We start from the raw sequence: 19,201 nt of genomic DNA on the forward strand, positions 1-19,201 counted from the left end.
GCGTATCCTCGCCCACTTCACGCCTCCTTCTGCTTCAGGGCCTCGGCGAGGCCCGGCGCCTCGCGGTCCCGCCGGGACATCAAGGTGACCGGCAGCGGCCAGGGGATGGCCAGCTCCGGGTCGTCGAAGGCGATCGTCACGTCCTCGGCCGGGTCGTGCGGGCGGTCGATCCGGTACGAGGTGTCGGCGGTCTCGGTCAGCGCCTGGAAGCCGTGGGCGCACCCCGCCGGAATGTAGAGGGTCGTCTGCGTCTCGCCGGACAGCTCGAAGAACGCGCGGCCGAGGTACGTCGGTGAGTCCGGCCGCAGGTCCACGACGGCGTCGAAGATCTTCCCGTACGAGCAGCGCACCAGCTTGGCCTCGCCGGCTCCTGAGCGCAGGTGCAGGCCGCGCAGCACGCCCCGGACCGAGCGGGACACGCTGTCCTGGGTGAAGGCGTGCGGGTCGAGGCCCACCGAGCGGACCACGTCGGCGTCGAACGTGCGGCAGAAGAAGCCGCGTTCGTCGGCGTACGGCGTCGGCTCGAAGAGGAACGCGCCCGCGATCCCCGGGACTTCTGTCGCTTTCATGAGACCTCTCGTGTGGCGGGGGAAGGGGAAGAGGGAGGGGGAGGGGCGGGGGTGTGGGCTTCTTTCGCGGGGAACACGGCGGTGGTCAAGGCGGTGAACTGGTGCTCCAGGTGCTCGGCGGCGCGCACGTTCCGCTCCGTGAGTGTCTGCCGAAGCTCCGCCGATTCCTCCTCCAGCGCCCGGAACTGGTCGAGCAGCCGGTCGGTGTCGACCTCGCGGGCCGGGTGGCAGTACGCGCCGAGACCCATCCGGTCCATGAGCGTGTCGCTCTTCGCCGAGTAGCTGAGCGCGAGCGTGGGGGTGCCGACCTTCAGCGAGCAGATCAGATTGTGGTAGCGGGTCGCCACGACGGTGTCGGCGGCCGCCATCTCCCTCATCAGGTCGGCAAGGGATTCCGTCTCGGCCGCGGTGACCAGCGGCGAGTCCACCGCGTCGAGGATCGCGGCGACCACCGGCCGGTCGACCTCGTCGCCGGTGAGCAGCCGCACCGGCCTGCCGGCCTCGGCCAGGGCGCGGACGAACCGCGTCGTCCCGTCGAGGTAGCGCCGGTGGATCTCCTCGGCACGGGCGCGGTCGTCGTTGCTGCCGTGGAAGGCCATGACGCCGACGCAGACCAGGTCCGAGGGCCCCGTGGGCGCGCTCGGCGGCGGCGTCGGCAGGGCGAACACGAGGTCCTGGTAGACCTCGTCGTGGGACGTGTCCACGCCCATCGCCCGCATCGCGTCGCGGGACATGTCGTCCCGGAACGAGCGGTACGTGGCAAGGCGCGCCGCCCAGCGGACCAGGGTCCGGGTCGGCCGGCTGCCGATCGTGGCGGCGCCGACGCTGACCAGCGCGACCCGGGTGCCCAGCAGCCTGCCGCTCGCGCAGAGCAGGAACAGCGAGTACGGGAAGCCCCACGGCCGCAGCGGCAGCGTGGCCTCAAGGACGCCGGTGCCCGGCACGATCACGACGTCGTGCCGGCGCACCCAGACGGCGGTGCGGACGGCGTCGACGAGTTTGCCGAGGCCCTTGGCCGCGATGGCGCCCGCACGTGACGCGGTCCGGTACTCCCCGCGGTACCAGTTCAGCCGCGTCGCGGGAATCCCGTAGCGGGCCGTGACGTCGTCGGGACCGCCGCACAGCGCGTCCACGACCGCCTCCGGGTGCGCGGCGCGGAGGTACCCGAGTACGGCCTCCAGCGACCCGTTGTTGCCGACGTTGCCGGAGCCGAGCAGACCGAACACCCCGACGCGCACCGGAGCCCCGTTCCCGGATCTCATGCCTGCCTCCCGTCGCGTCCGGCGACGACGGCGTCGACGGAGACGCCGGACAGGGCCGGGTCGACCGGGGCGCGGTCCTCGACCCGCTCGCCGACGCCGGGCCGGGCCCGGCTGGTCATCCACGCGGCCAGGTGGCGGTAGCACGCGCGCCGGTCGGCGACGGACAGCGGCGCCCGCCGGATCGCCGCGACGAACCCCCAGACGTACTCGGCGAGCAGCCGGGGCGTGGGGTGCAGCGGGCCCGCCCGGCGCGGGTCCAGGTTGACGCACCGCGAGCGCTTGGACGGGTTGGCCCGCTCGGCCCGGGTGGGGTGGTCGCGGCGGAAGTACAGTAGCTCCGGCACCTGGTGGAAGGGCCCGTGCAGGCCGATCTCGGCGACGAACGTGCGGTCCGCGTGGTGGTAGCTGTCGTGCGGCTTCACGCGGCGCAGCACGTCGGCGCGCATCACCCCGTAGAAGTCGTCGCCGCCGGGCTCGAAGAGCATGCTGCGGAAGCGCTCGGGCGCGCGCGGCGAGTCGGTGGCGAGTGTGTACTCGTAGGGGACCTTCACCTGTCCTTCGCCGTCGATGACCGCCTGATCGGCGTGGGCGAGGACGACGTCGGGCCGCTCGTCCAGCGCCTCGACGCAGCGCCGCAGCAGGTCCCGGGCGTACAGGTCGTCGTGCGACGCCCACTTGAACAGCTCGCCGCGGCACTGGGTGAACACGTAGTTGTGGTTCGGCGCGGCGCCGATGTTCCTGAGCAGCCGGATGTACCGGATGCGCGAGTCCCGGGCGGCGTACTTACGGCAGATGTCCTCGGTCCCGTCGGTCGACGCGTTGTCGGTGATGACCAGCTCGAAGTCCTCGTAGGTCTGGCCGAGCAGGGCGTCGAGCGACTCGGCCAGGTACTCCTCACCGTTGTAGACGGGCAGGCCGATGCTCAGCCGGGGTTGGGCGGTCATGACGTCCTCACTTCACGAAGGGATTTCTGGTGGCGCTCGCGCAGGGCGGACCGCAGTTGCAGCCACCACACGACGGAACCGCAGAGGGACGCGGCGGCGACGCCCCAGGCCGAGCCGATCGTGCCTGCCGCGAAGGCACCGCCGAGCCCGCCGCCGACATAGCAGGCGGAGGCGAAGAGCTGGCAGCGCAGGCTGCGCCGGGCCGCGGCGAGCGCGCGCAGTCCGGCCGCCGCGCCGCTGCCGAGGCCGGCGCCCGCGACACTGAGCGTGACCGGCACGATCAGAGCCGAGGCGGAGCTCCAGACGTCACCGAGGACGAACGTGCCGAGCCGGTCGGGGACCAGCAGCAGTGCCGCGCCCCAGAGCAGCGCGGCAGCGGCCTGGCCGGCGCCCAGCACGAGGCAGAACGTGCCGAAACGGTGCGGGGCCTGGCGCAGCATCCGTGCGGCCTCCGCGACGGTGACCAGCGTCAGCCCCATCAGTACGGCGAGGAACGGGCCGAGCAGCAGCTCGGCACCCCGGATCACCCCCACCGCGCTGACCCCGACGATCGCGCCGAGCCCGTACGCCCGCAACTGGCTGGCGCCGCTGACGCCGACGTTCTCGACGAGGTACCGGTAGCCGAGGTCGCGGTGCTCGCGGAGCCACTGGCGCGCTCCGGCCGGCCGGGGCCGGATGCCGGACTGGAAGCAGCCGTACACGGCGGCGACCGTGGCGGACGCGCCCCAGGCGAGGATGAAGGCGGTCACGGTGCCCACGCGCGCCGCCACCACCATGGCCGGCACGAGTGCGACGCCCCACACCACGTCGTTGACGAACGCCTTGCGGCCGTTGCCGGCGGCGAAGAACGAGTACCGCCAGGCGTCCTGGAGCAGCAGCCCCGGCAGCATGACGCCGAGACCGGCGAACGCGGGCCCCACCCGGCCGCCGACAGCGAGGCCGACCACCACGGTCACCGCGCCGATGGCGGTGCCGACGACGAGCGCGGTGCCCGACGACCGGGCCACCGCCCCGCGCCAGGACGCCTCGGGCACGCCGCTGAAGCGCACCACGAGCGGGTCGGTGGCAAGGCCGCGGGAGACGTTGAGCACGACGCCGTAGGTCACCCAGGCCAGGCTGAACACGCCGAACGCGGCGAGGCCCAGCGAGCGCGCCACGTAGATCCCCACCACGAAGTTGCTGATGCTGGAGGCCGCCTGGTCGGCGAGGCCCCAGGACAGCCGGCCGAGGATGGCCCGCCTGCCGGTGGGCCGGGCCGTCTTCTCCTCCCCGGTGGTCATGCGCGTCATGCCTTGATCAGCCCGGCGGCGTGCAGGGCGTCGGCCGCGGCGGTGACGGCGCCGAACGGCAGCCCGGACCGCTCGGCGACGTCCAGCAGGCCGTGCTCGCCGTCGGAGAGGCTGAGCACCCAGAGCATGGCCATCTGGGCCTGCTGCGCGTCGCTCCGGCCGCCGAGCGAGCCGTACAGCCCGCGCCGGCCCAACTGCGGTTCTCCGTACGGGCTGAGGTTGACGTACCGCCGGTTGCGGTCGAGCACGGCGAACGCCTCGTGGCAGACGGCGAGCGTGTCCGCCATCGCCTCCGGGGTGACGAAGTCCGGGTTGTCCGCCGAGGTGTGGTACTCGGGGTATCCGGCGTACGGGGTGCGGCTGAGCGAGCCCACGCCGAGGTCGAACCCGGGCGAGCAGTACTGCCGCTCGTCGTAGCCGTACGGGGTGAACTCCCGCACCTCGTGCGGGCGTTCGGAGGCGGTCAGCACATGCCGCATCACCCGGTCGATCTCCGCGTCGCCGCGCCTGCTCTGCTTGTACGTCAGGTGGCCCCTGTCGCCCGCGCAGGCCAGCACGAGACCGTGCTTGACCTGCTCGATCCGCTCCTTGTTGCGGGCCAGCCACGTGATCGCCCCGATGGTGCCGGGCGCGAAGATGAACCGGTAGGTGTAGTACGGCGTCTCCTCCGCCAGCGCCCTGGCCAGGAACGTCGCCACCGCGATGCCCGCCAGGTTGTCGTTGGCCAGCGACGGGTGGCAGACGTGGCAGGACACGATCACCTCGTCGGGGACCTGCCCGGGGACGACGTGCTCGGCGTAGGTGAGATGGCCGTCGGCGAGGGTGGAGTCGACGCGCACTTCGTACTCGCCGTCCGGCAGCGCGTCCAGGGTCTCCTGGGCCAGGCAGAAGCCCCACTCCGGCTTGTAGTAGCTGGTGCGGTACGGCACCCACGTCGGGTGGTCCGGCAGGGTGTGCAGGTGCGCGCGGAGTTCGGAGAGCGGCATGGTCGCCGACACCGGCACGCTGTAGCCGAGCACGTGCAGGCTGGACGCGGCGAAGTCGACGACGCGGTTGCCCGCGGCGTCGGCGATGTAGGCGTCCCGGATGTTCCACTCCTGCGGCACCGTCCAGTCGAGCACCTGCGTCCCGGTCGGCACCTCGTGCACCGTCAGCGGGACGTACTCGTCGACGATCTCCAGAGTGGCGCGCACCCCGTCGCCGGTGATGCTCCGGCACAGCGGGTACAGCCGCTCCACCAGTGCGTGCATCCGCTCGCCCGCCTCGGTCATCGGCGCCACCGCAGGGTGTCGTCGACGGTGCCGGCCTCGGACGCCGCGCGCAGCACGGCGAGGCGGGTGAAGCGCCGCTCGAAGTCCTCCCGGGTCAGCCCGTGCTTCCGGTAGGCGTCGGCGAGTTCGAGCGCGCCCTGCTGCACCGTCCACTCGCAGTCGAAGCCGGGTATCGCGGCGCGAAACCGGGAGAAGTCCACCCGGTAGGACCGCGGGTCGGCACCGGTCTCCCCGGTGATCACCACCTTGGAGCCGGGCACCGCGTCGGCGACCTGCCCGGCGATCTCGGCGACCGTGACGTTGTTGACCTCGCTGCCGATGTTGAACGCCCGGTCGTGCACGGCCTCCCGCGGCGCGTCGAGGGCGGCCACGAAGGCCCGTGCGATGTCGGCGGCGTGCACCAGCGGACGCCAGGGCGTGCCGTCGGACATCACGAGCACCTCACCGGACAGGAGCGCGTGGCCCACCAGGTTGTTCAGCACGATGTCGGCGCGCAGCCGGGGGGAGTACCCGAAGGCGGTGGCGTTGCGCAGGAACACCGGGCTGAAGTCGCCGTCCGCCAGCGCGTGCAGGTCGTCCTCCACCCGCACCTTGGACTCCGCGTACGGCGTCACCGGGTGCAGCGGGGCGTCCTCCCCGACCAGTCCTTCGCCGCCGGCGGCGCCGTAGACGGAGCAGGTCGACGCGTACAGGAAGCGCCGCGCCCCGGCGTCGCGGGCCAGCCGGGCCAGGCGTACGGACGCGTGGTGGTTGATGTCGTAGGTGAGGTCCGGTGCCAGCGCTCCGAGCGGGTCGTTGGAGAGCGCGGCCAGGTGGATCACGGCGTCCACCCCCGCCACGTGTTCGGCGGTGACGTCGCGCAGGTCCACCCGGTGCCCCGAGGGGTCCGCGGGTGGCGGGCCGAGGACGCAGTCGGCGAACAGGCCGGCGTCGAGACCGACGACTTCGTGTCCGGCGGCCACGAGCACCGGGGCCATCACGGTGCCCAGATAGCCCTGGTGTCCGGTGAGCAGTACGCGCAAGGTTCATTCCTCCAGGTCGAAAGTGCCGAGATCGAGCGTGAGTTTGGTGACGGCGAACGCCTCGGCGTAGCGCGCGTGGCTCTCGATGCCGCGGATACGGGCGAGACCGAGGAAGGCCTCACGGTCGTACCAGGGCCGGTGCCGCTGCGAGGGGTAGTGCTCCTGCAACAGCCGCACCTTCTGTTCGGCGATCTCCGGGGCCAGCGGCTGGTACGCCGCCATGCGGCCGAGGTCGCCGTCCCACTTGACGATCTCGTAGCCGAGTACGAGATGGTCGCGGAACGCGGTGGTCATGAGCTTCGCCAGGCCGCGGTGGTCCTGATGGGCGTCGTCGGTGCGCGGGGCGAGCACCAGGTCGGGATCGGTCTGCCCGCGCAGCTCCTCGACGGCGGCCTTGGCCTCCTCCCACTGCGCGGGCAGCCGGCCGTCCGCCAGTTTGAGCACGGTCAGCCGCAGGTCGGCGCCGGGGCAGAAGGCGGCGAGCGCGGCCTGCTCCTCCTGCTCCCGCTCACTGCCACCGCCGGTGAGCACCAGCGCGTCGACGCGGATGCCCGGTCGCGCGAGGCACAGCGTCAGGAGCGTGCCGCCGGCACCGATGGCGATGTCGTCGCAGTGCGCGCCCACCGCCGCGATCCGGTCCAGACGCCCGGTCCCGAGCCGTTTCACGCGCCCACCTCCGCGCCGTCCCGCTCCCACACGGCCCACGGGCGGTCGCCCCGGGTGTAGGCGTCGTCGAGCGCGGCCCGCTCCTTCACGGTGTCGGTCGGCTTCCAGAAGCCGCGGTGCTGGTAGGCCACCGCCCGGCCGCGCTTGGCGAGTTGGGCGCAGCCGTCGGCGACCAGGTCACCGCCCTCGGGGATGTGGTCGAAGACCTCCTGGCGGAGCACGAAGTAGCCGCCGTTCTCCCACAGCGGCAGTTCGCTCACCGCGGTGATGCCTCCCACCAGGCCGTCCTCGCCCAGGTCCACGCAGTGGAACGAGGACTGCGGCGGCACCACCATCATCGACGCGCCGGCGTCGCGCCCGGCGAACTGCTCGATCATCCGGGGCAGCGGGGCGTCGGTGAGCACGTCGGCGTAGTTGGCGAGGAACATCTCGTCGCCGTCCAGGTGGTGCCGCACCCGGCGCAGCCGCTCACCGATGGGTGACTCGATGCCGGTCTGCGCGAACGTGATCGTCCAGTCGGCTATGTCGGTGGACAGCAGCTCGGCCCGGCCGCCCCGCAGCACGAAGTCGTTGGACGTCGTCTCCTCGTAGTTGAGGAAGAAGTCCTTGATGTGGTGGGCGCCATAGCCCAGGCACAGGATGAACTCGGTGTGCCCGAAGTGCGCGTAGTAGCGCATGACGTGCCAGATCAGGGGCCGTGGGCCGACCATCGCCATCGGCTTGGGCACGTCGTCGGCGGTGCCGCTGCGCATCCGCATCCCGTAACCGCCGCAGAACAGTACGACCTTCATGCTGTGACCTCTTTCAAGGGCGTGCCCTCGACGATGCTCAGTTCCGGGATGGGGAAGACGAGACGGCCGCCCCAGGAGTGCACGAAGGAGAGCTGCTCGACCAGCTCGGCCCGCAGGTTCCAGGGCAGGACGAGTACATAGTCCGGCCGGTCGGCGGCTATCCGCTCGGGCGGCAGGATCGGGATGCGGGTGCCCGGGGTGAACCTGCCGTGCTTGTAGGGGTTGCGGTCGACCGTGTACGAGAGCAGGTCGGGCCGGATGCCGCAGTGGTTGAGCAGGGTGTTGCCCTTGCCGGGGGCGCCGTAGCCGACGACCGTCTCGCCGCGCTCGGCCGCTGTGATGAGGAACTTCAGGAGGTCCCTGCGCACCTTGGCCACCCGGTCGGAGAACTCGGTGTACCCGGACAGGTCCTGGAGCCCGGCGGCCTTCTCCCGGTCCAGGACGTCGGCCACCCGCCGCGTGGGTTCACCGGCCACCTCGGCCGGCCGGGCCAGGAGCCGGATGGAGCCGCCGTGCGTGGGCAGCAACTCGACGTCCACGAGCGTCAGTCCGCCGCTCGCCAGGGCCCGGATCGCGGACGCGACCGTGTAGTACTGGAAGTGCTCATGGTAGATCGTGTCGTACTGGTTCTGCTCGATCAGGGTCAGCAGGTGCTGCACCTCGATGGAGACCCAGCCGTCGTCGGCGACCAGGGCGCGCAGCCCCTGGGTGAAGCCGACCACGTCGGGGATGTGCGCGTACACGTTGTTGGCCACGACCAGGTCCGCCGGGCCGTGCTCGGCGCGGACGGCCGAGCCGGTGTCCGGGCTCAGGAACTCCGTGAGCGTGGGCACACCCGCCTCCCGCGCCGCGGCGCCGACGTTCACCGACGGCTCGATGCCGAGGCAGCGGATCCCCCGGTCCACCATGTGCTTCAGCAGGTATCCGTCGTTGCTCGCGACCTCGACCACGAAGGCGTCGGGCCCGAGACCGAGGCGCCGCACGGCGTCGGCGACGAACGTGCGCGCGTGCTCCACCCAGGAGGTCGAGAAGGAGGAGAAGTACGCGTACTCGCTGAACGTCTCCTCCGGCGTGATCAGCGGCGGGATCTGCGCCAGCCAGCAGTCGGTGCAGACCCGCAGGTGCAGCGGGTACGCGGGCTCCGCCCGGTCCAGTTGGTCCGCGGCGAGGAAGCTCTCGCACGGCGGCGTCGCCCCGAGGTCGACGACGCTCGCCATCGCTTCCGAGCCGCAGAGTCGGCATTGAGTCATCTGCTGTTCCCATCCCCCTTGCCCGCGGGGGTGTCCCCGCCGCGAGCCAGTGCTGACCGACCCGCGATCGCGGTGCGGTATCCCTCCACCAGGCGCTCAAGACCGACGGCCGGGCTGAAACCCTGTTCGTAACGGCGCCGGGCCGCCTGCCCCATCTCCCGGTTGCGGTCCGGATCGGCCGTGATCCGGCGGATGCGGGACGCGAGCGAGGCGGCGTCGCCCGGCCGGTGGAGCAGCCCGGTCACGCCGTCCTCGACGAGCTCGACGAAGGCGCCGTGACGCGCGGCGACGGCCGGGACCCCGGCCGCCATCGCCTCCGCGACCACCAGGCCGAACGTCTCCATGGCCACCGACGGAGTCACCATGGCGACCGACCGCGCGATGACCTCCCGGCACTGCTCCGGGTCGTACAGGCCGAGGTAGCGCACGTCGTCCCGGCCCGCGGCCCAGGCGGTCACCTCGTCCGCCAGCGGCCCCGCGCCGACGAACACGAGCGGCACACCCACTCCGCCGCTCGCCGCGATCTCGTCCCACGCGGTCATGAGCAGCCGCACGCCCTTGGCGTCCGCGAGCCGGCCGAGGAAGAGCAGGTGCTCGCCGGCGCCCGTGCGGCGGGCGACCGTGTCGGGCACGAAGTTGTGCTTCACCGCGAGCCGTTCGGGTGGCATGCCCGACCGCACCAGGACGTCGCGCTGCGCCCCGGAGATGCAGAAGAACCGCTCCACGCCGGACCACCACCGCCGCCGGTTGAGGAGAAGACTGACCGCGAGCGGCACCGTCGCGAGGCTGGAGTCGCGGTAACAGCCGTGCCGGACGGCGGGCAGCGACGCCTTCGTCCCGACGCACTCGGTGCACGGTCCGCCGTTCCGGTGCAGGGTGCCGGGCGGGCAGACCTGGGTGTAGTTGTGCAGCGTGGCGACGACGGGCACATCGGCGTCGGCGCAGGCGGCGAGGACCGAGGGCGACAGGAGCGGGAAGACGTTGTGGACGTGCACCACGTCGGGCCGCTCGGCGCGGAGCAGGGCCGCGAGCTCCGTGCGGACCGCCGGGTTCCACGGGACGAGGAGCGGCACCGCGACCTTGGCGAGCAGGGACCGGGCGGCTATGTCGTCGCTGCGCCGCTCGAACAACTCGACCCGGTGGCCGGCCGCGCGCAGCAGCCCCACTTCCTCGTCGACGACTCTGTTCTCCCCGCTCGGCTGCGCCGAGGAGTAGCGGTTGTGCACCACGAGGACGTGCATGGTCAGGTCACCTTCCGGTCCCGGGCCCAGCTCGGGACACGTCGTCGAGGGGCGGGCGGCACCGGCAGGGGCGTGGCCGCGGCGGGTGCCGCGAGCAGTGCGGCGGCCAGGGCCAGGTGCAGCAGATAGGGCGAGGCGTCGCCGAGGCCGGCCTCGGTGTACGACGAGATCCCGCAGTAGGTGATGAGGAAGATCGCGCAGGCCCGTTGCAGCGAGGGGGGCCGCAGCAGCGCGACGGCGCCGAGCACGGCCATGAGCGTCGCCACGACGGCAATACCGATCAGACCCTGCTCGTGGTAGACGGCCAGCCAGCTGTTGTCGATCGGCAGCCCGCCGAACGACTTGTCGCCCAGGCCCATGCCGAACCACTTCTCCGCGGTCGTCCGGTCCTCCGCGAGCAGGGCGTCCCAGACCTTGGCGCGACCGGTCAGGTTGGAGAGGTTCTCCTGGTCCTGCCCGCGCAGGAACCACGCCCGCAGCGCCGAGCTGAACACCACCGCGGCCACCGCGGCGCTCAGCACCGCCCAGGTGAAGAACCGGCGGGCGGCCGCACTGGTCAGGACGAGCGAGCCGACCGCCAGCGTCAGCGCTATGACCAGGCCGAGCGTGGCCGTGCGGGTGTGGGTGAACGCGAGCAGGACGAGTGAGGGCACGATGATGACCGTCGCGCCGGCCCCGTCGGTGCGGCGGCCGAGCACGAGCAGCACGGTGAGCCCGATGATCACTGCGGCGTACTGCCCGATCTGCGGCGGGGTGAGCGGCCACAACGCGCCGACGAGGCGCCCGCCGTAGTACTCGGGCAGGGCCGTTCCCGGTGCGATGACCAGGCCGACGGCCACCGAGCAGAGCACCGCGAAGTACATCCGGATGTGGTGCCGCACGAAGGTCAGGCCGCCGTCCCACCAGCGGCTGAGCAGCCACAGCGTGCCGACGAAGAGAGCCAGGCGGGTGCAGCGGAACAGCGCGCCGAAGCCGACCTCCGGGTCCACGCTGGAGATCACGCTCGGCACGAGCAGCAGGGTCAGCAGGAACACGAAGGCCCCGGCCCGGACGCGCAGCCGGAGATTGAGCGCGAGCGCCAGCGTGAACGCGGCGACCAGCGCGCCCATGGTGACCATCTGGATGAGGGAGCGGGGCAGCGGGACGATGGTCTTCGCCCCGGCGGAGCCGAGCGTGTTGAGGCCCAGCAGCACCCAGACGACCGCGACGGCCTTCGGTGCGCGGGCAGGACGTTCACCGCCCATCTCAATCACCGGCCCCGGAGGTGAAGGTGCTGCCCGCGTCCTGCCGGTACGGCGGGCTCTGCCACTGCCCGGAGTCGAGCTCCTGGCTCGTGTCCTCGGCGATGAAGCTCCACGGTCCGCGGTAGACGTTGTCGCGCCAGCGGTTGTGCTGCTTGTGGGTGATCGCCTCGGCCACCCGCTTGCCCTTGTACGGCGACCACTTCGGGTACGTGCCGTAGTTGGCGAGCACCGCCATGCGGCCGCACTCCACCGAGCACTTGACGACGGACGTGTCCAGCGTGAAGCGGTTGTCGTGGATGTCCACCCGCTGGGTCTTCCACCGGCAGTCGGCGTACAGGGGCGCGGTGGTGATCTTCGGCCGCTCGCAGCGGTCGGTGTCCTTCACCAGCAGCGTGCAGTAGCCGGTCGAGGTGTTGGCCGGGCTGTTGCAGAACCGGTCGGCGTTCTCCCACAAGGTGATGCCGGACCAGTTGTCCTCCAGCACGTTCCGGTAGATCTCGATCTTGTCCGTGCGGGCCTTGACCCGTGGCTCGCCGCCGGCCTCGGACACGTAGATGGTCGCGTACGGGAAGTCGTCGCCGCGTTTGGCGTACTTGCGGCCCTCGACCCAGTTGTTCCGCCGGATCGTGTTGTTCCGGATGACCGCGTTGTAACTGGTCTCGTACATCAGCGCGGCACCGTCGTTGGCTTCGAGGACGTTGTCCTCGATGCGGAAGTCGTTGTTGTTGTTGTCCGCCCACAACCCGGCCCCGCGGTTGTCGTGCACCCAGTTGCCGCGGATGTCGGCGCCGTCGACGGCCCAGAACTTGATGCCTCCGGTGCAGCCGCAGCCACGCCGCCGCCGCTCCCAGTCACCGGTGTTGTTGCCCACGATCTCGTTGCCCTCGACCACCAGACCCTTGATGGAGTCGCCGGTCTTGTACGCGTTCATTCCGTACTGCCCGTTGTCGCGCAGGCAGTTGGCGCGGACCTGCTGGCGGGCACCTGCCATCAGCCCGGCGCCGGAGTTGTACTGGATCTTCGCGTGCTCGATCACCCACCCGTCGGCCATGTCGTGGTTGACCACGCCCTCGTCGTGCGGTGCGACGAAACGCTCCACGGTCAGGTGGCGGATGGTGACGCCGGGGGCGGTGCCGCTGAACGCGTACTGGTTCTTCTTCCGGCCGTCGAGCACCGCGCCCGGCGCGCCGATGTAGCGGTTCCCCTTCTTGGTCATGACCTGCGCGTAGCGATCCGGCTTGAGCCTGTGCTTGCCCGGCCGGAGCCAGAACGTGGTGTTCGGGGGGCTGCTCCCGGTCTTCGCCGCCAGGTCACCGACGACCGAGGGGTCGACCGTCACCGCGCCCTTCGGTGCCTTCGCGGGCCCGGCCGTGGGCTTGGCGCACACCCGGGCCACGGACTTGGCGGGCGCCCCGGACGTGGAGGGCCCACCGGTCGGCTCCGCCGGTGCGTCCGACGTGCTCGTACACCCCGTCGCCACCAGCAGGACCACCGCCAGCGGTGCCGCGGACAAGCCCCCATGCCGCCACCTGATCACCACGCGTCCCCCCTAACCCCGGAACCTCAGTACGGTGGTGAACCCCTCCACGCCGTCGGCGAAGCCGGTGCCGATCAGCGCCGTGGCGGGTTCCTTGCGTCCGAAGCCGGGGGAGTACCAGCCCAGCGCCGGATCGGTCTCACCGCGGTGCGCCCGCCAGCTCAGCTGTCCGGGCAGGTCGAGCACCGCCGAGCGGTCCTCGCCGTCCCGGGTCCAGGTGAGCACCGCCCGGTTGCCCACCAGGTCCGCGGTGATCGCGGGGCCGAGGTGGAAGGCAAGCCGCGCGGCCCTGCCCTGGCCGCGCACCTGGTCGATCACGCGCAGCTCCCGGCTCGCGGCGGTCAGCTCCACCCGGCGGCGGTGCACGGAGCGCCCGTAGCCGTCGTGCTCGGCGGACCAGCGGGCCACGCCCTCGCCCGACGTGTCCGCGACCAGGACGCGGCCGCGGGCATGCCGGGTCCACAGGAACGGGCCGCCGGAGACGGACTGGTCGACGCCGTCCAGTTCCAGGGTGTTGTGGCCGAGGGTCGAGCGGAAGTACTGCCGCCACTGGGGCTGCCCGTGGTAGCAGAACGTCCCCGGGTCGGCGAGCACGTCGACCCCGTCGTGGCGGACCTCCACGGACAGCGCGTCGGCGTGGGCGTGCGCGGCGATGGACAGGAAGCCGTGCGGGCCACCGTCGCAGCGGCACCAGATCTCCCCCGGACCGCGCAGGATGGTCATGCCCGCGTCGGCGAAGTGGTCGGGGCGGCTCGCCGGGCGGGCCACGGCCGGTGCGGTCCCCTGCTTCGCGTACGGCCGGATGAGCGCGGCGAGGAGCGTCGTACGTACATCGGTGCCGGTCACCGCGGGCCACCAGGGGAGAGAGCCGAACACGGCGTTCCCGGTGGAAAGGAGCGAGGCCCAGCGGTCGGTGCCGCTACCGTCGACGATCAGGCCGTGCCCGTCGTCAGCGTCGCCCTGGCGCGGCGGCCGTAACCGGCCGTCCACGACGGCCGCGAGCGCGTCGGTCATGCGCAGCAGCACGAGCCGTACGGTCGCGGGGACCGGCACGTCCGCGGCGTCCGCCTCGGCCACCGCGGCCAGGCCGAGCTCAAGGACGAGCCCGTGGTACTCGGTGGCCAGCTCGCGGTTGAGGCCGGAGCCGAAGGTGTTGGCACGCAACTGCCGGTCCAGGGACCGCAGCGCGTCGTCCCGCCAGCGCGCCGACGACGGGAACCAGCCGAACGCGCAGGCCGCGGCGGCCTGCCCGGCGGCCTCCGCGATGACGTGGTTGTTCGCCGAGGACCCCCGGCTGGGGAAGGCGGCGAGCCAGCGCTGGTGGTGCCAGATCTGGCGCAGCGCCAGCGGGTTGTCCTCGAAGAGAGCGGCCGCGCCCGGCCAGCCGTCGAGCAGCCGGCGCACCCACACCCAGGACAGCAGCCGGATGCCCAGCTCGATGCCGCTGATCCAGTGCACGCCGCGCAGCGGCGGGTTGGCCGCCCACCACGACCGCAGGTGCTCGGCCACCCGCTCGGCGTACCGCTCGTTCCCGGTGACCGCGTAGGCGGCGGCGAGGACGGTGAGGTACTGGTGCCGGGACAGCTCCCAGATCTGCTTGATGTCGCCGACCGCGTCCTCGTCGCGGTACGGCACGTCGAAGGCGTAGCCCCAGGGAGCCCGGCGCCCGGTCTTCGGGTCGTACCACCAGTCCGGGTCGGCCAGGTCGTCGCGGTCCACCCCGAAGTACTCGGCGTGCCCGGCCATCAGCCGGTCCGCCTGGGCGACGAGACGTTTCGCGGCGTCCGGCGGCACGGCGGCGATCGTCCCGGCGGGCAGCGCCGCGGTGAACCGGGCGCCGGTCACGCTCGGGCAGTCCGGCCGTGCCGACCGCCAGAGCCGCCTGCGCACCGCGTCGCCCACCCGGCCGCCGACCTCCCGCGGCCCCATCCGGGCCAGCCGCCGCAGGTACCAGCCCGGACTTCCGGAGTTCACCGTCATCAGGGCCTCGCCAGGGTCACCGGCGCGCCGGTGACCAGGGAGGTCCGCACGGCGAGGGTGGCCGCCGTGGTGGCGACGAGCGACTCCAGCGGCACCGGCATCGGCCCGCCGGTCCGCACGGCCCTGACGAACGAGGCCAGCTCGGCGGACTGGCCCTTGTCCCTGGCCTTGGGCAGCCGCGAGCTGACCCACCGCTTGGAGCCGTATACCGACGCGCGGACGAAGTCGTCGAGCCGCAGGGCATGGCCGTCCGCGACCATGTCCAGCGTCTCCTTGGGGAAGCCGGCCGGTCCAGTGGTGACGTAACTGATGGTGGCGGTGGACCCGTCGGGGTAGCGCAGGACGACCTGGAGGTCCTCGTTGCCGGGGGCGGCGGTCGCGTACACGGAGACCGGGTCGGCGGCGAGCAGCCAGCTCGCCGTGTCGATGAAGTGCCCGCCCTCACCCGCGAACCGCGAGCCCTGGGTGCCCTGCTGGAGGTACCAGCTACCGTGCGCGAGGCGGCCGGCGTTGACCAGGTAGCGGAGGTTCGCGGGGCCGGTCCGGGCTCCGAACCGCTTCCTGGCCTCCTGGAGCAGCGGCGCGAACCGGCGGTTGAAGCCCACCTGTAGCCGGTCGTTGCCGGACTCCTCCACCGCGGCGAGCACGTCGGCCAGCTCGTCCTCGGTCAGCGCCAGGGGCTTCTCCACGAAGACCGCCTTGCCGGCGAGGAGCGCCTTGCGGGTCAGTTCGGCGTGCGAGCTGTGCCGGGTGACCACGAAGACCGCGTCGACGGACTTGTCGCCGAGCACGGCGTCGAGATCGGTGGTCGCCTCGGCGAAGCCGAACTTCCGCTTCGCGTTGGCCGCGGACAGCGCCGTCGTGGTGACGACCGCGGACAACTCCACGCCGTCGCGCCGCGCCAGGTGCGGCAGCAGCATCGACGTCGCGTAGTTCCCCGCGCCGACGAACGCCAGGCGCACCGGCGTTCCGGGCGTCCCGGCGGTCCCGGCCGGGCTCCGCTTCCCGTTCACGGCGGGCACGGCCACCGTCGGAGGCTCGGCCTCCACCGACTGCTCGGGGTAGCGGAACAGCACGGCGACGGCCTTCAGATCGCCGTCCTTCAGGCGCTGGTACGTCTCGGCGGCGTCGTCGAAGTCGGCGATGTGGGAGATCAGGGGCTCCACGTCGACGCGGCCTCGGGCGACGAGATCGAGGAAGCACGCCAGGTTGCGGCGCTCGGTCCAGCGCACGTAGCCGATCGGGTAGTCGCGCCCCTCCAGCTCGTACTCCGGGTCGTAGCGCCCGGGGCCGTAACTGCGCGAGAACCGGACGTCGAGCTCCTTCTCGTAGTACGCGTTCCAGGGCAGGTCCAGGCGGCACTTGCCGATGTCGACGACCCGGCCGCGGTCACGGCACAGCCGGGCGGCCAGCTCGACGGGCTGGTTGCTGCCGCCGCCGGCGGCCAGATACACCTGGTCCACGCCGTGGCCGCCGGTGAGTTCGGCGACGGCCGCCTCCACGGTCGCGGCCTCCGGGTCGCCGCAGGCCGCCGCGCCCGAGCGCTCGGCGAGCTCGCAGCGCGCCGGGTCGGGGTCGACCCCGACGACGCGCACCCCCGACGCGGTGAGGAGCTGCACCACCAACTGCCCGATCAGACCGAGGCCGATGACCAACGCGACGTCGCCGAGCTGGGGTTCGCCGCGGCGGACGCCCTGCATCGCGATCGACCCGACGGTGCCGAAGGCCGCGTGCCGCGGCGCGAGGCCGTCGGGCACCGGGGCGTAGAGGTTCTTCGGCACCCAGTTCAGCTCGGCGTGCAGCGCGTGCTCATTGCCGGCGCACGCCACCAGGTCGCCGACCGCCACATCGTCGATCCCGGCACCGACCTGCTCGACCACGCCGCACAGCGAGTAGCCGAGCGGCGTGTAGGAGTCCAGCTTGCCCATCACCTTGCGGTAGGTGGCGGGCACCCCGTTGGTGGCCACGCTCTGCATGACCTTGGCCACCTGGTCGGGACGGGAGCGGGCCTTGCCGACCATCGACATGCCGGCCTCGGACACCTTCATGAGCTCGGTCCCGGTGGAGATCAGCGAGTAGGCGCTCCGCACCAGCACGCCGCCCCGCTTGCACTCCGGCACGGGCACGTCGAGCAGCGCCAGCTCGCCGCTCTTGTAGTTCTGCACAACCTGTTTCACCGGAGCTCCTCTTGATTCTCGCGCTGTCAGGCCGCTTCGCCCCGGCCGGAGCCGGAGGTCGCGCCGCGGTACCAGTACTCAAGGGTCAGCACATGCCACAGATGCTTGGAGAAGTCCCGGTGCCCCGCGGCGTCCTCGGCGACCATCCGGGCCAGCGCGTCACGGCGCAGCAGCCCGGAACGGACGAGCTCGCCGTCGTTCACCACCTCGCGCACCAGCGGTGCCAGATCCCGGCTCATCCAGGCGCGCAGCGGTGCGCTGAACAGGCCCTTGGGCCGGTACACGATCTCCCGTGGCAGGACCGACCCTGCCGCCTCCTTCAGGACGGCCTTGCCCTGCCGCCCCACGATCTTGCGGTCGCCGGGCACGGTGAACGCCGCCTTGACCACCTCGACGTCCACGTACGGCACCCGGACCTCGGTCGACGCGGCCATGCTGGCGCGGTCCGTGTAGGCGAGGTTCAGGCCCGGCAGGAACATCCGGGAGTCGCCCAGGCACATACGGTTGACGAAGTCGTCGAGTTCGTTGTCCTCGTAGACGTCCGTGTGCTCGGTCAGCACGTCGTCGACCGTCCCCGCCAGGTCGGGATCGACCAGGCCGAGCAGTTCCTCCCGGTCGTACATGGTGTAGCTGCGCCGGAACGCGGTCTCCTCCGGCAGGTCGGCGAAGGAGAGGAACCGCTTCGCGAAGCGCACCGACCGGTACCCCCGGCGGGACGTGGCGACCGGCAGCCGGTCCACAACCCTGGACAGGCCGCGCCGCAGGGGCCGCGGGACGCGCTGGTAGCGCAGCGCGAGGAGGTTGGCCAGGTGCTTGCGGTACCCGGCGAACAGCTCGTCGGCACCCATCCCCGAGAGCATCACCTTGACCCCGGCCTCCCGTGCGGCCTGGCAGATCAGGAACGTGTTGATCGCGGCGGGGTCACCGATCGGCTCGTCCAGGTGGTGCGTCATCCGCGGCAGCAGGTCGAGCACGTTCGGGGCGATCTCGATCTCGTGCAGGTCGACGCCGAACTGCTCGGCCACCTGCCGGGCGTAGCGCAGGTCGTCCGGCATCGCCTCGAACTTGGCGTCCTCGGGCCGGAAACCGATCGTGTACGCGGAAATCCCGGGCTGCCGGCGGGCCGCGAGCGCGGTCAGATAGCTGGAGTCGAGACCGCCGGAGAGGAAGGTCGCCACGGGGACGTCGGAGAGCAGGTGCCGCCGGTTCGACTCCTCGACGATGGCCGCCAGGTCCGGCCGCTCGCCGCTGAGGGCCCGCTCCTGGCCCTCGGCGGCGACGTCCTTCAGGTTCCAGTACCGGCCGCGCTCGACCCGGCCGTCGGGGCGGCACCTGAGCCAGCTCCCCGGCGGCAGCTTCTCCGCCTCGCGGAACGCGCAGCGCGAGTCCGGCACCCAGTAGTAGAGCAGCGAGGCCACGAGCGCCCCGTGGTCCACCTCCAGCGACCCGCCGGTCACGGCGGCGAGCGCCTTGAGCTCCGAGGCGAACATCAGGCCCGTGCCGCGCCGGAGCAGGAACAGCGGCTTGATGCCCAACTGGTCGCGGGCGAGCACCAGGTCACCGGTCCGCTCGTCGAAGACCGCGAACGCGAACATGCCGCGCAGCCGCGGCAGACAGTCCGTGCCCCAGCGCCGCCAGGCCTCCAGTACCACCTCGGTGTCGGAGGTGCCGCGGAAGCGCACCCCGGCGCCCGTCAGCTCGGCGCGCAGGTCGGGCGCGTTGTACAGCTCGCCGTTGTACGTGAGGGCGAGGCCGTCCGAGACCATCGGCTGGGCGCCGGTCTCGGACAGGTCGATGATGGCGAGCCGGCGGTGCCCGAGTTGTACGTCGCCGTCGCCCAGCGGGTGGCCGTACCGGCCCGCCCCGTCCGGGCCGCGATGGGCGAGGACATCGGTCAGCCGGTCGGTCACGGCCTTCCCGTCCGGCCATCGGTACGTGCCTGCGATGCCACACATGTT

General features: G+C 72.1%; 15 protein-coding genes. All 15 read right to left on the minus strand.

Annotated elements, in window-relative coordinates; genetic code table 11:
• Positions 1-17 precede the first annotated feature (17 nt).
• From ACRAKF_RS29170 to asnB, 15 genes are read right to left on the minus strand one after another with little or no spacing between them, the layout of a single operon-like run.
• A complete protein-coding gene (locus ACRAKF_RS29170) occupies positions 18-569 on the minus strand; it encodes a dTDP-4-dehydrorhamnose 3,5-epimerase family protein (protein WP_447040514.1) in 552 nt (183 codons plus the stop codon).
• Positions 566-1,831 carry a polysaccharide pyruvyl transferase family protein gene (locus tag ACRAKF_RS29175; protein ID WP_447040515.1) on the minus strand — a complete coding sequence of 422 codons (1,266 nt, stop codon included), beginning with the start codon at positions 1,829-1,831 and terminating at the stop codon, positions 566-568. The genes ACRAKF_RS29170 and ACRAKF_RS29175 overlap by 4 nt, the downstream gene beginning before the upstream one ends.
• Positions 1,828-2,775 carry a glycosyltransferase family 2 protein gene (locus ACRAKF_RS29180; protein WP_447040516.1) on the minus strand — a complete coding sequence of 316 codons (948 nt, stop codon included), beginning with the start codon at positions 2,773-2,775 and terminating at the stop codon, positions 1,828-1,830. The genes ACRAKF_RS29175 and ACRAKF_RS29180 overlap by 4 nt, the downstream gene beginning before the upstream one ends.
• Positions 2,772-4,055 carry a hypothetical protein gene (locus tag ACRAKF_RS29185; protein ID WP_447042231.1) on the minus strand — a complete coding sequence of 428 codons (1,284 nt, stop codon included), beginning with the start codon at positions 4,053-4,055 and terminating at the stop codon, positions 2,772-2,774. Before ACRAKF_RS29185 ends, ACRAKF_RS29180 begins: the two co-directional genes overlap by 4 nt.
• Positions 4,056-4,060: 5 nt before the next feature.
• On the minus strand, positions 4,061-5,344 hold the full coding sequence (locus tag ACRAKF_RS29190) for a DUF4910 domain-containing protein (RefSeq protein WP_447040517.1): 1,284 nt from the start codon (positions 5,342-5,344) through the stop codon (positions 4,061-4,063).
• Entirely contained in the window at positions 5,332-6,357 is a 1,026-nt protein-coding gene (locus tag ACRAKF_RS29195; RefSeq protein ID WP_447040518.1) for an NAD-dependent epimerase/dehydratase family protein, read from the minus strand. Before ACRAKF_RS29195 ends, ACRAKF_RS29190 begins: the two co-directional genes overlap by 13 nt.
• Before the next feature lie 3 nt (positions 6,358-6,360).
• Positions 6,361-7,023: a PIG-L deacetylase family protein gene (locus ACRAKF_RS29200; RefSeq protein ID WP_447040519.1), complete on the minus strand. Its 663-nt coding sequence runs from the start codon at positions 7,021-7,023 to the stop codon at positions 6,361-6,363.
• Positions 7,020-7,814, minus strand: a complete 795-nt coding sequence (locus ACRAKF_RS29205; RefSeq protein WP_447040520.1) for a glucose-1-phosphate cytidylyltransferase — start codon at positions 7,812-7,814, stop codon at positions 7,020-7,022. Before ACRAKF_RS29205 ends, ACRAKF_RS29200 begins: the two co-directional genes overlap by 4 nt.
• A complete protein-coding gene (locus ACRAKF_RS29210) occupies positions 7,811-9,064 on the minus strand; it encodes a class I SAM-dependent methyltransferase (protein ID WP_447040521.1) in 1,254 nt (417 codons plus the stop codon). Before ACRAKF_RS29210 ends, ACRAKF_RS29205 begins: the two co-directional genes overlap by 4 nt.
• Positions 9,061-10,305 (minus strand): glycosyltransferase family 4 protein, encoded by a 1,245-nt coding sequence (locus ACRAKF_RS29215; RefSeq protein WP_447040522.1) that lies wholly within the window; start codon positions 10,303-10,305, stop codon positions 9,061-9,063. Before ACRAKF_RS29215 ends, ACRAKF_RS29210 begins: the two co-directional genes overlap by 4 nt.
• 2 nt (positions 10,306-10,307) lie before the next feature.
• Positions 10,308-11,549: an O-antigen ligase domain-containing protein gene (locus ACRAKF_RS29220; protein ID WP_447040523.1), complete on the minus strand. Its 1,242-nt coding sequence runs from the start codon at positions 11,547-11,549 to the stop codon at positions 10,308-10,310.
• Position 11,550: 1 nt separating this feature from the next.
• Positions 11,551-13,062 (minus strand): right-handed parallel beta-helix repeat-containing protein, encoded by a 1,512-nt coding sequence (locus tag ACRAKF_RS29225; protein WP_447040524.1) that lies wholly within the window; start codon positions 13,060-13,062, stop codon positions 11,551-11,553.
• A gap of 36 nt (positions 13,063-13,098) precedes the next feature.
• On the minus strand, positions 13,099-15,066 hold the full coding sequence (locus ACRAKF_RS29230; protein ID WP_447040525.1) for an alginate lyase family protein: 1,968 nt from the start codon (positions 15,064-15,066) through the stop codon (positions 13,099-13,101).
• Complete coding sequence (locus tag ACRAKF_RS29235; protein WP_447040526.1) at positions 15,066-17,243, minus strand: bi-domain-containing oxidoreductase; 2,178 nt, start codon at positions 17,241-17,243, stop codon at positions 15,066-15,068. The genes ACRAKF_RS29230 and ACRAKF_RS29235 overlap by 1 nt, the downstream gene beginning before the upstream one ends.
• A gap of 26 nt (positions 17,244-17,269) precedes the next feature.
• A complete protein-coding gene (gene asnB / locus ACRAKF_RS29240; RefSeq protein WP_447040527.1) occupies positions 17,270-19,198 on the minus strand; it encodes an asparagine synthase (glutamine-hydrolyzing) in 1,929 nt (642 codons plus the stop codon).
• Positions 19,199-19,201: the final 3 nt, after the last annotated feature.

Source organism: Streptomyces sp. DSM 118878, from assembly GCF_052936595.1.

What these genes read in the sequence shown, in the direction of transcription:
- ACRAKF_RS29170 (WP_447040514.1), bottom strand. Translation starts at nt 569, where the DNA reads ATGAAAGCGACAGAAGTCCCGGGGATCGCGGGCGCGTTCCTCTTCGAG.
- ACRAKF_RS29175 (WP_447040515.1), bottom strand. Translation starts at nt 1,831, where the DNA reads ATGAGATCCGGGAACGGGGCTCCGGTGCGCGTCGGGGTGTTCGGTCTG.
- ACRAKF_RS29180 (WP_447040516.1), bottom strand. Translation starts at nt 2,775, where the DNA reads ATGACCGCCCAACCCCGGCTGAGCATCGGCCTGCCCGTCTACAACGGT.
- ACRAKF_RS29185 (WP_447042231.1), bottom strand. Translation starts at nt 4,055, where the DNA reads ATGACCACCGGGGAGGAGAAGACGGCCCGGCCCACCGGCAGGCGGGCC.
- ACRAKF_RS29205 (WP_447040520.1), bottom strand. Translation starts at nt 7,814, where the DNA reads ATGAAGGTCGTACTGTTCTGCGGCGGTTACGGGATGCGGATGCGCAGC.
- ACRAKF_RS29210 (WP_447040521.1), bottom strand. Translation starts at nt 9,064, where the DNA reads ATGACTCAATGCCGACTCTGCGGCTCGGAAGCGATGGCGAGCGTCGTC.
- ACRAKF_RS29215 (WP_447040522.1), bottom strand. Translation starts at nt 10,305, where the DNA reads ATGCACGTCCTCGTGGTGCACAACCGCTACTCCTCGGCGCAGCCGAGC.
- ACRAKF_RS29220 (WP_447040523.1), bottom strand. Translation starts at nt 11,549, where the DNA reads ATGGGCGGTGAACGTCCTGCCCGCGCACCGAAGGCCGTCGCGGTCGTC.
- ACRAKF_RS29230 (WP_447040525.1), bottom strand. Translation starts at nt 15,066, where the DNA reads ATGACGGTGAACTCCGGAAGTCCGGGCTGGTACCTGCGGCGGCTGGCC.
- asnB (WP_447040527.1), bottom strand. Translation starts at nt 19,198, where the DNA reads ATGTGTGGCATCGCAGGCACGTACCGATGGCCGGACGGGAAGGCCGTG.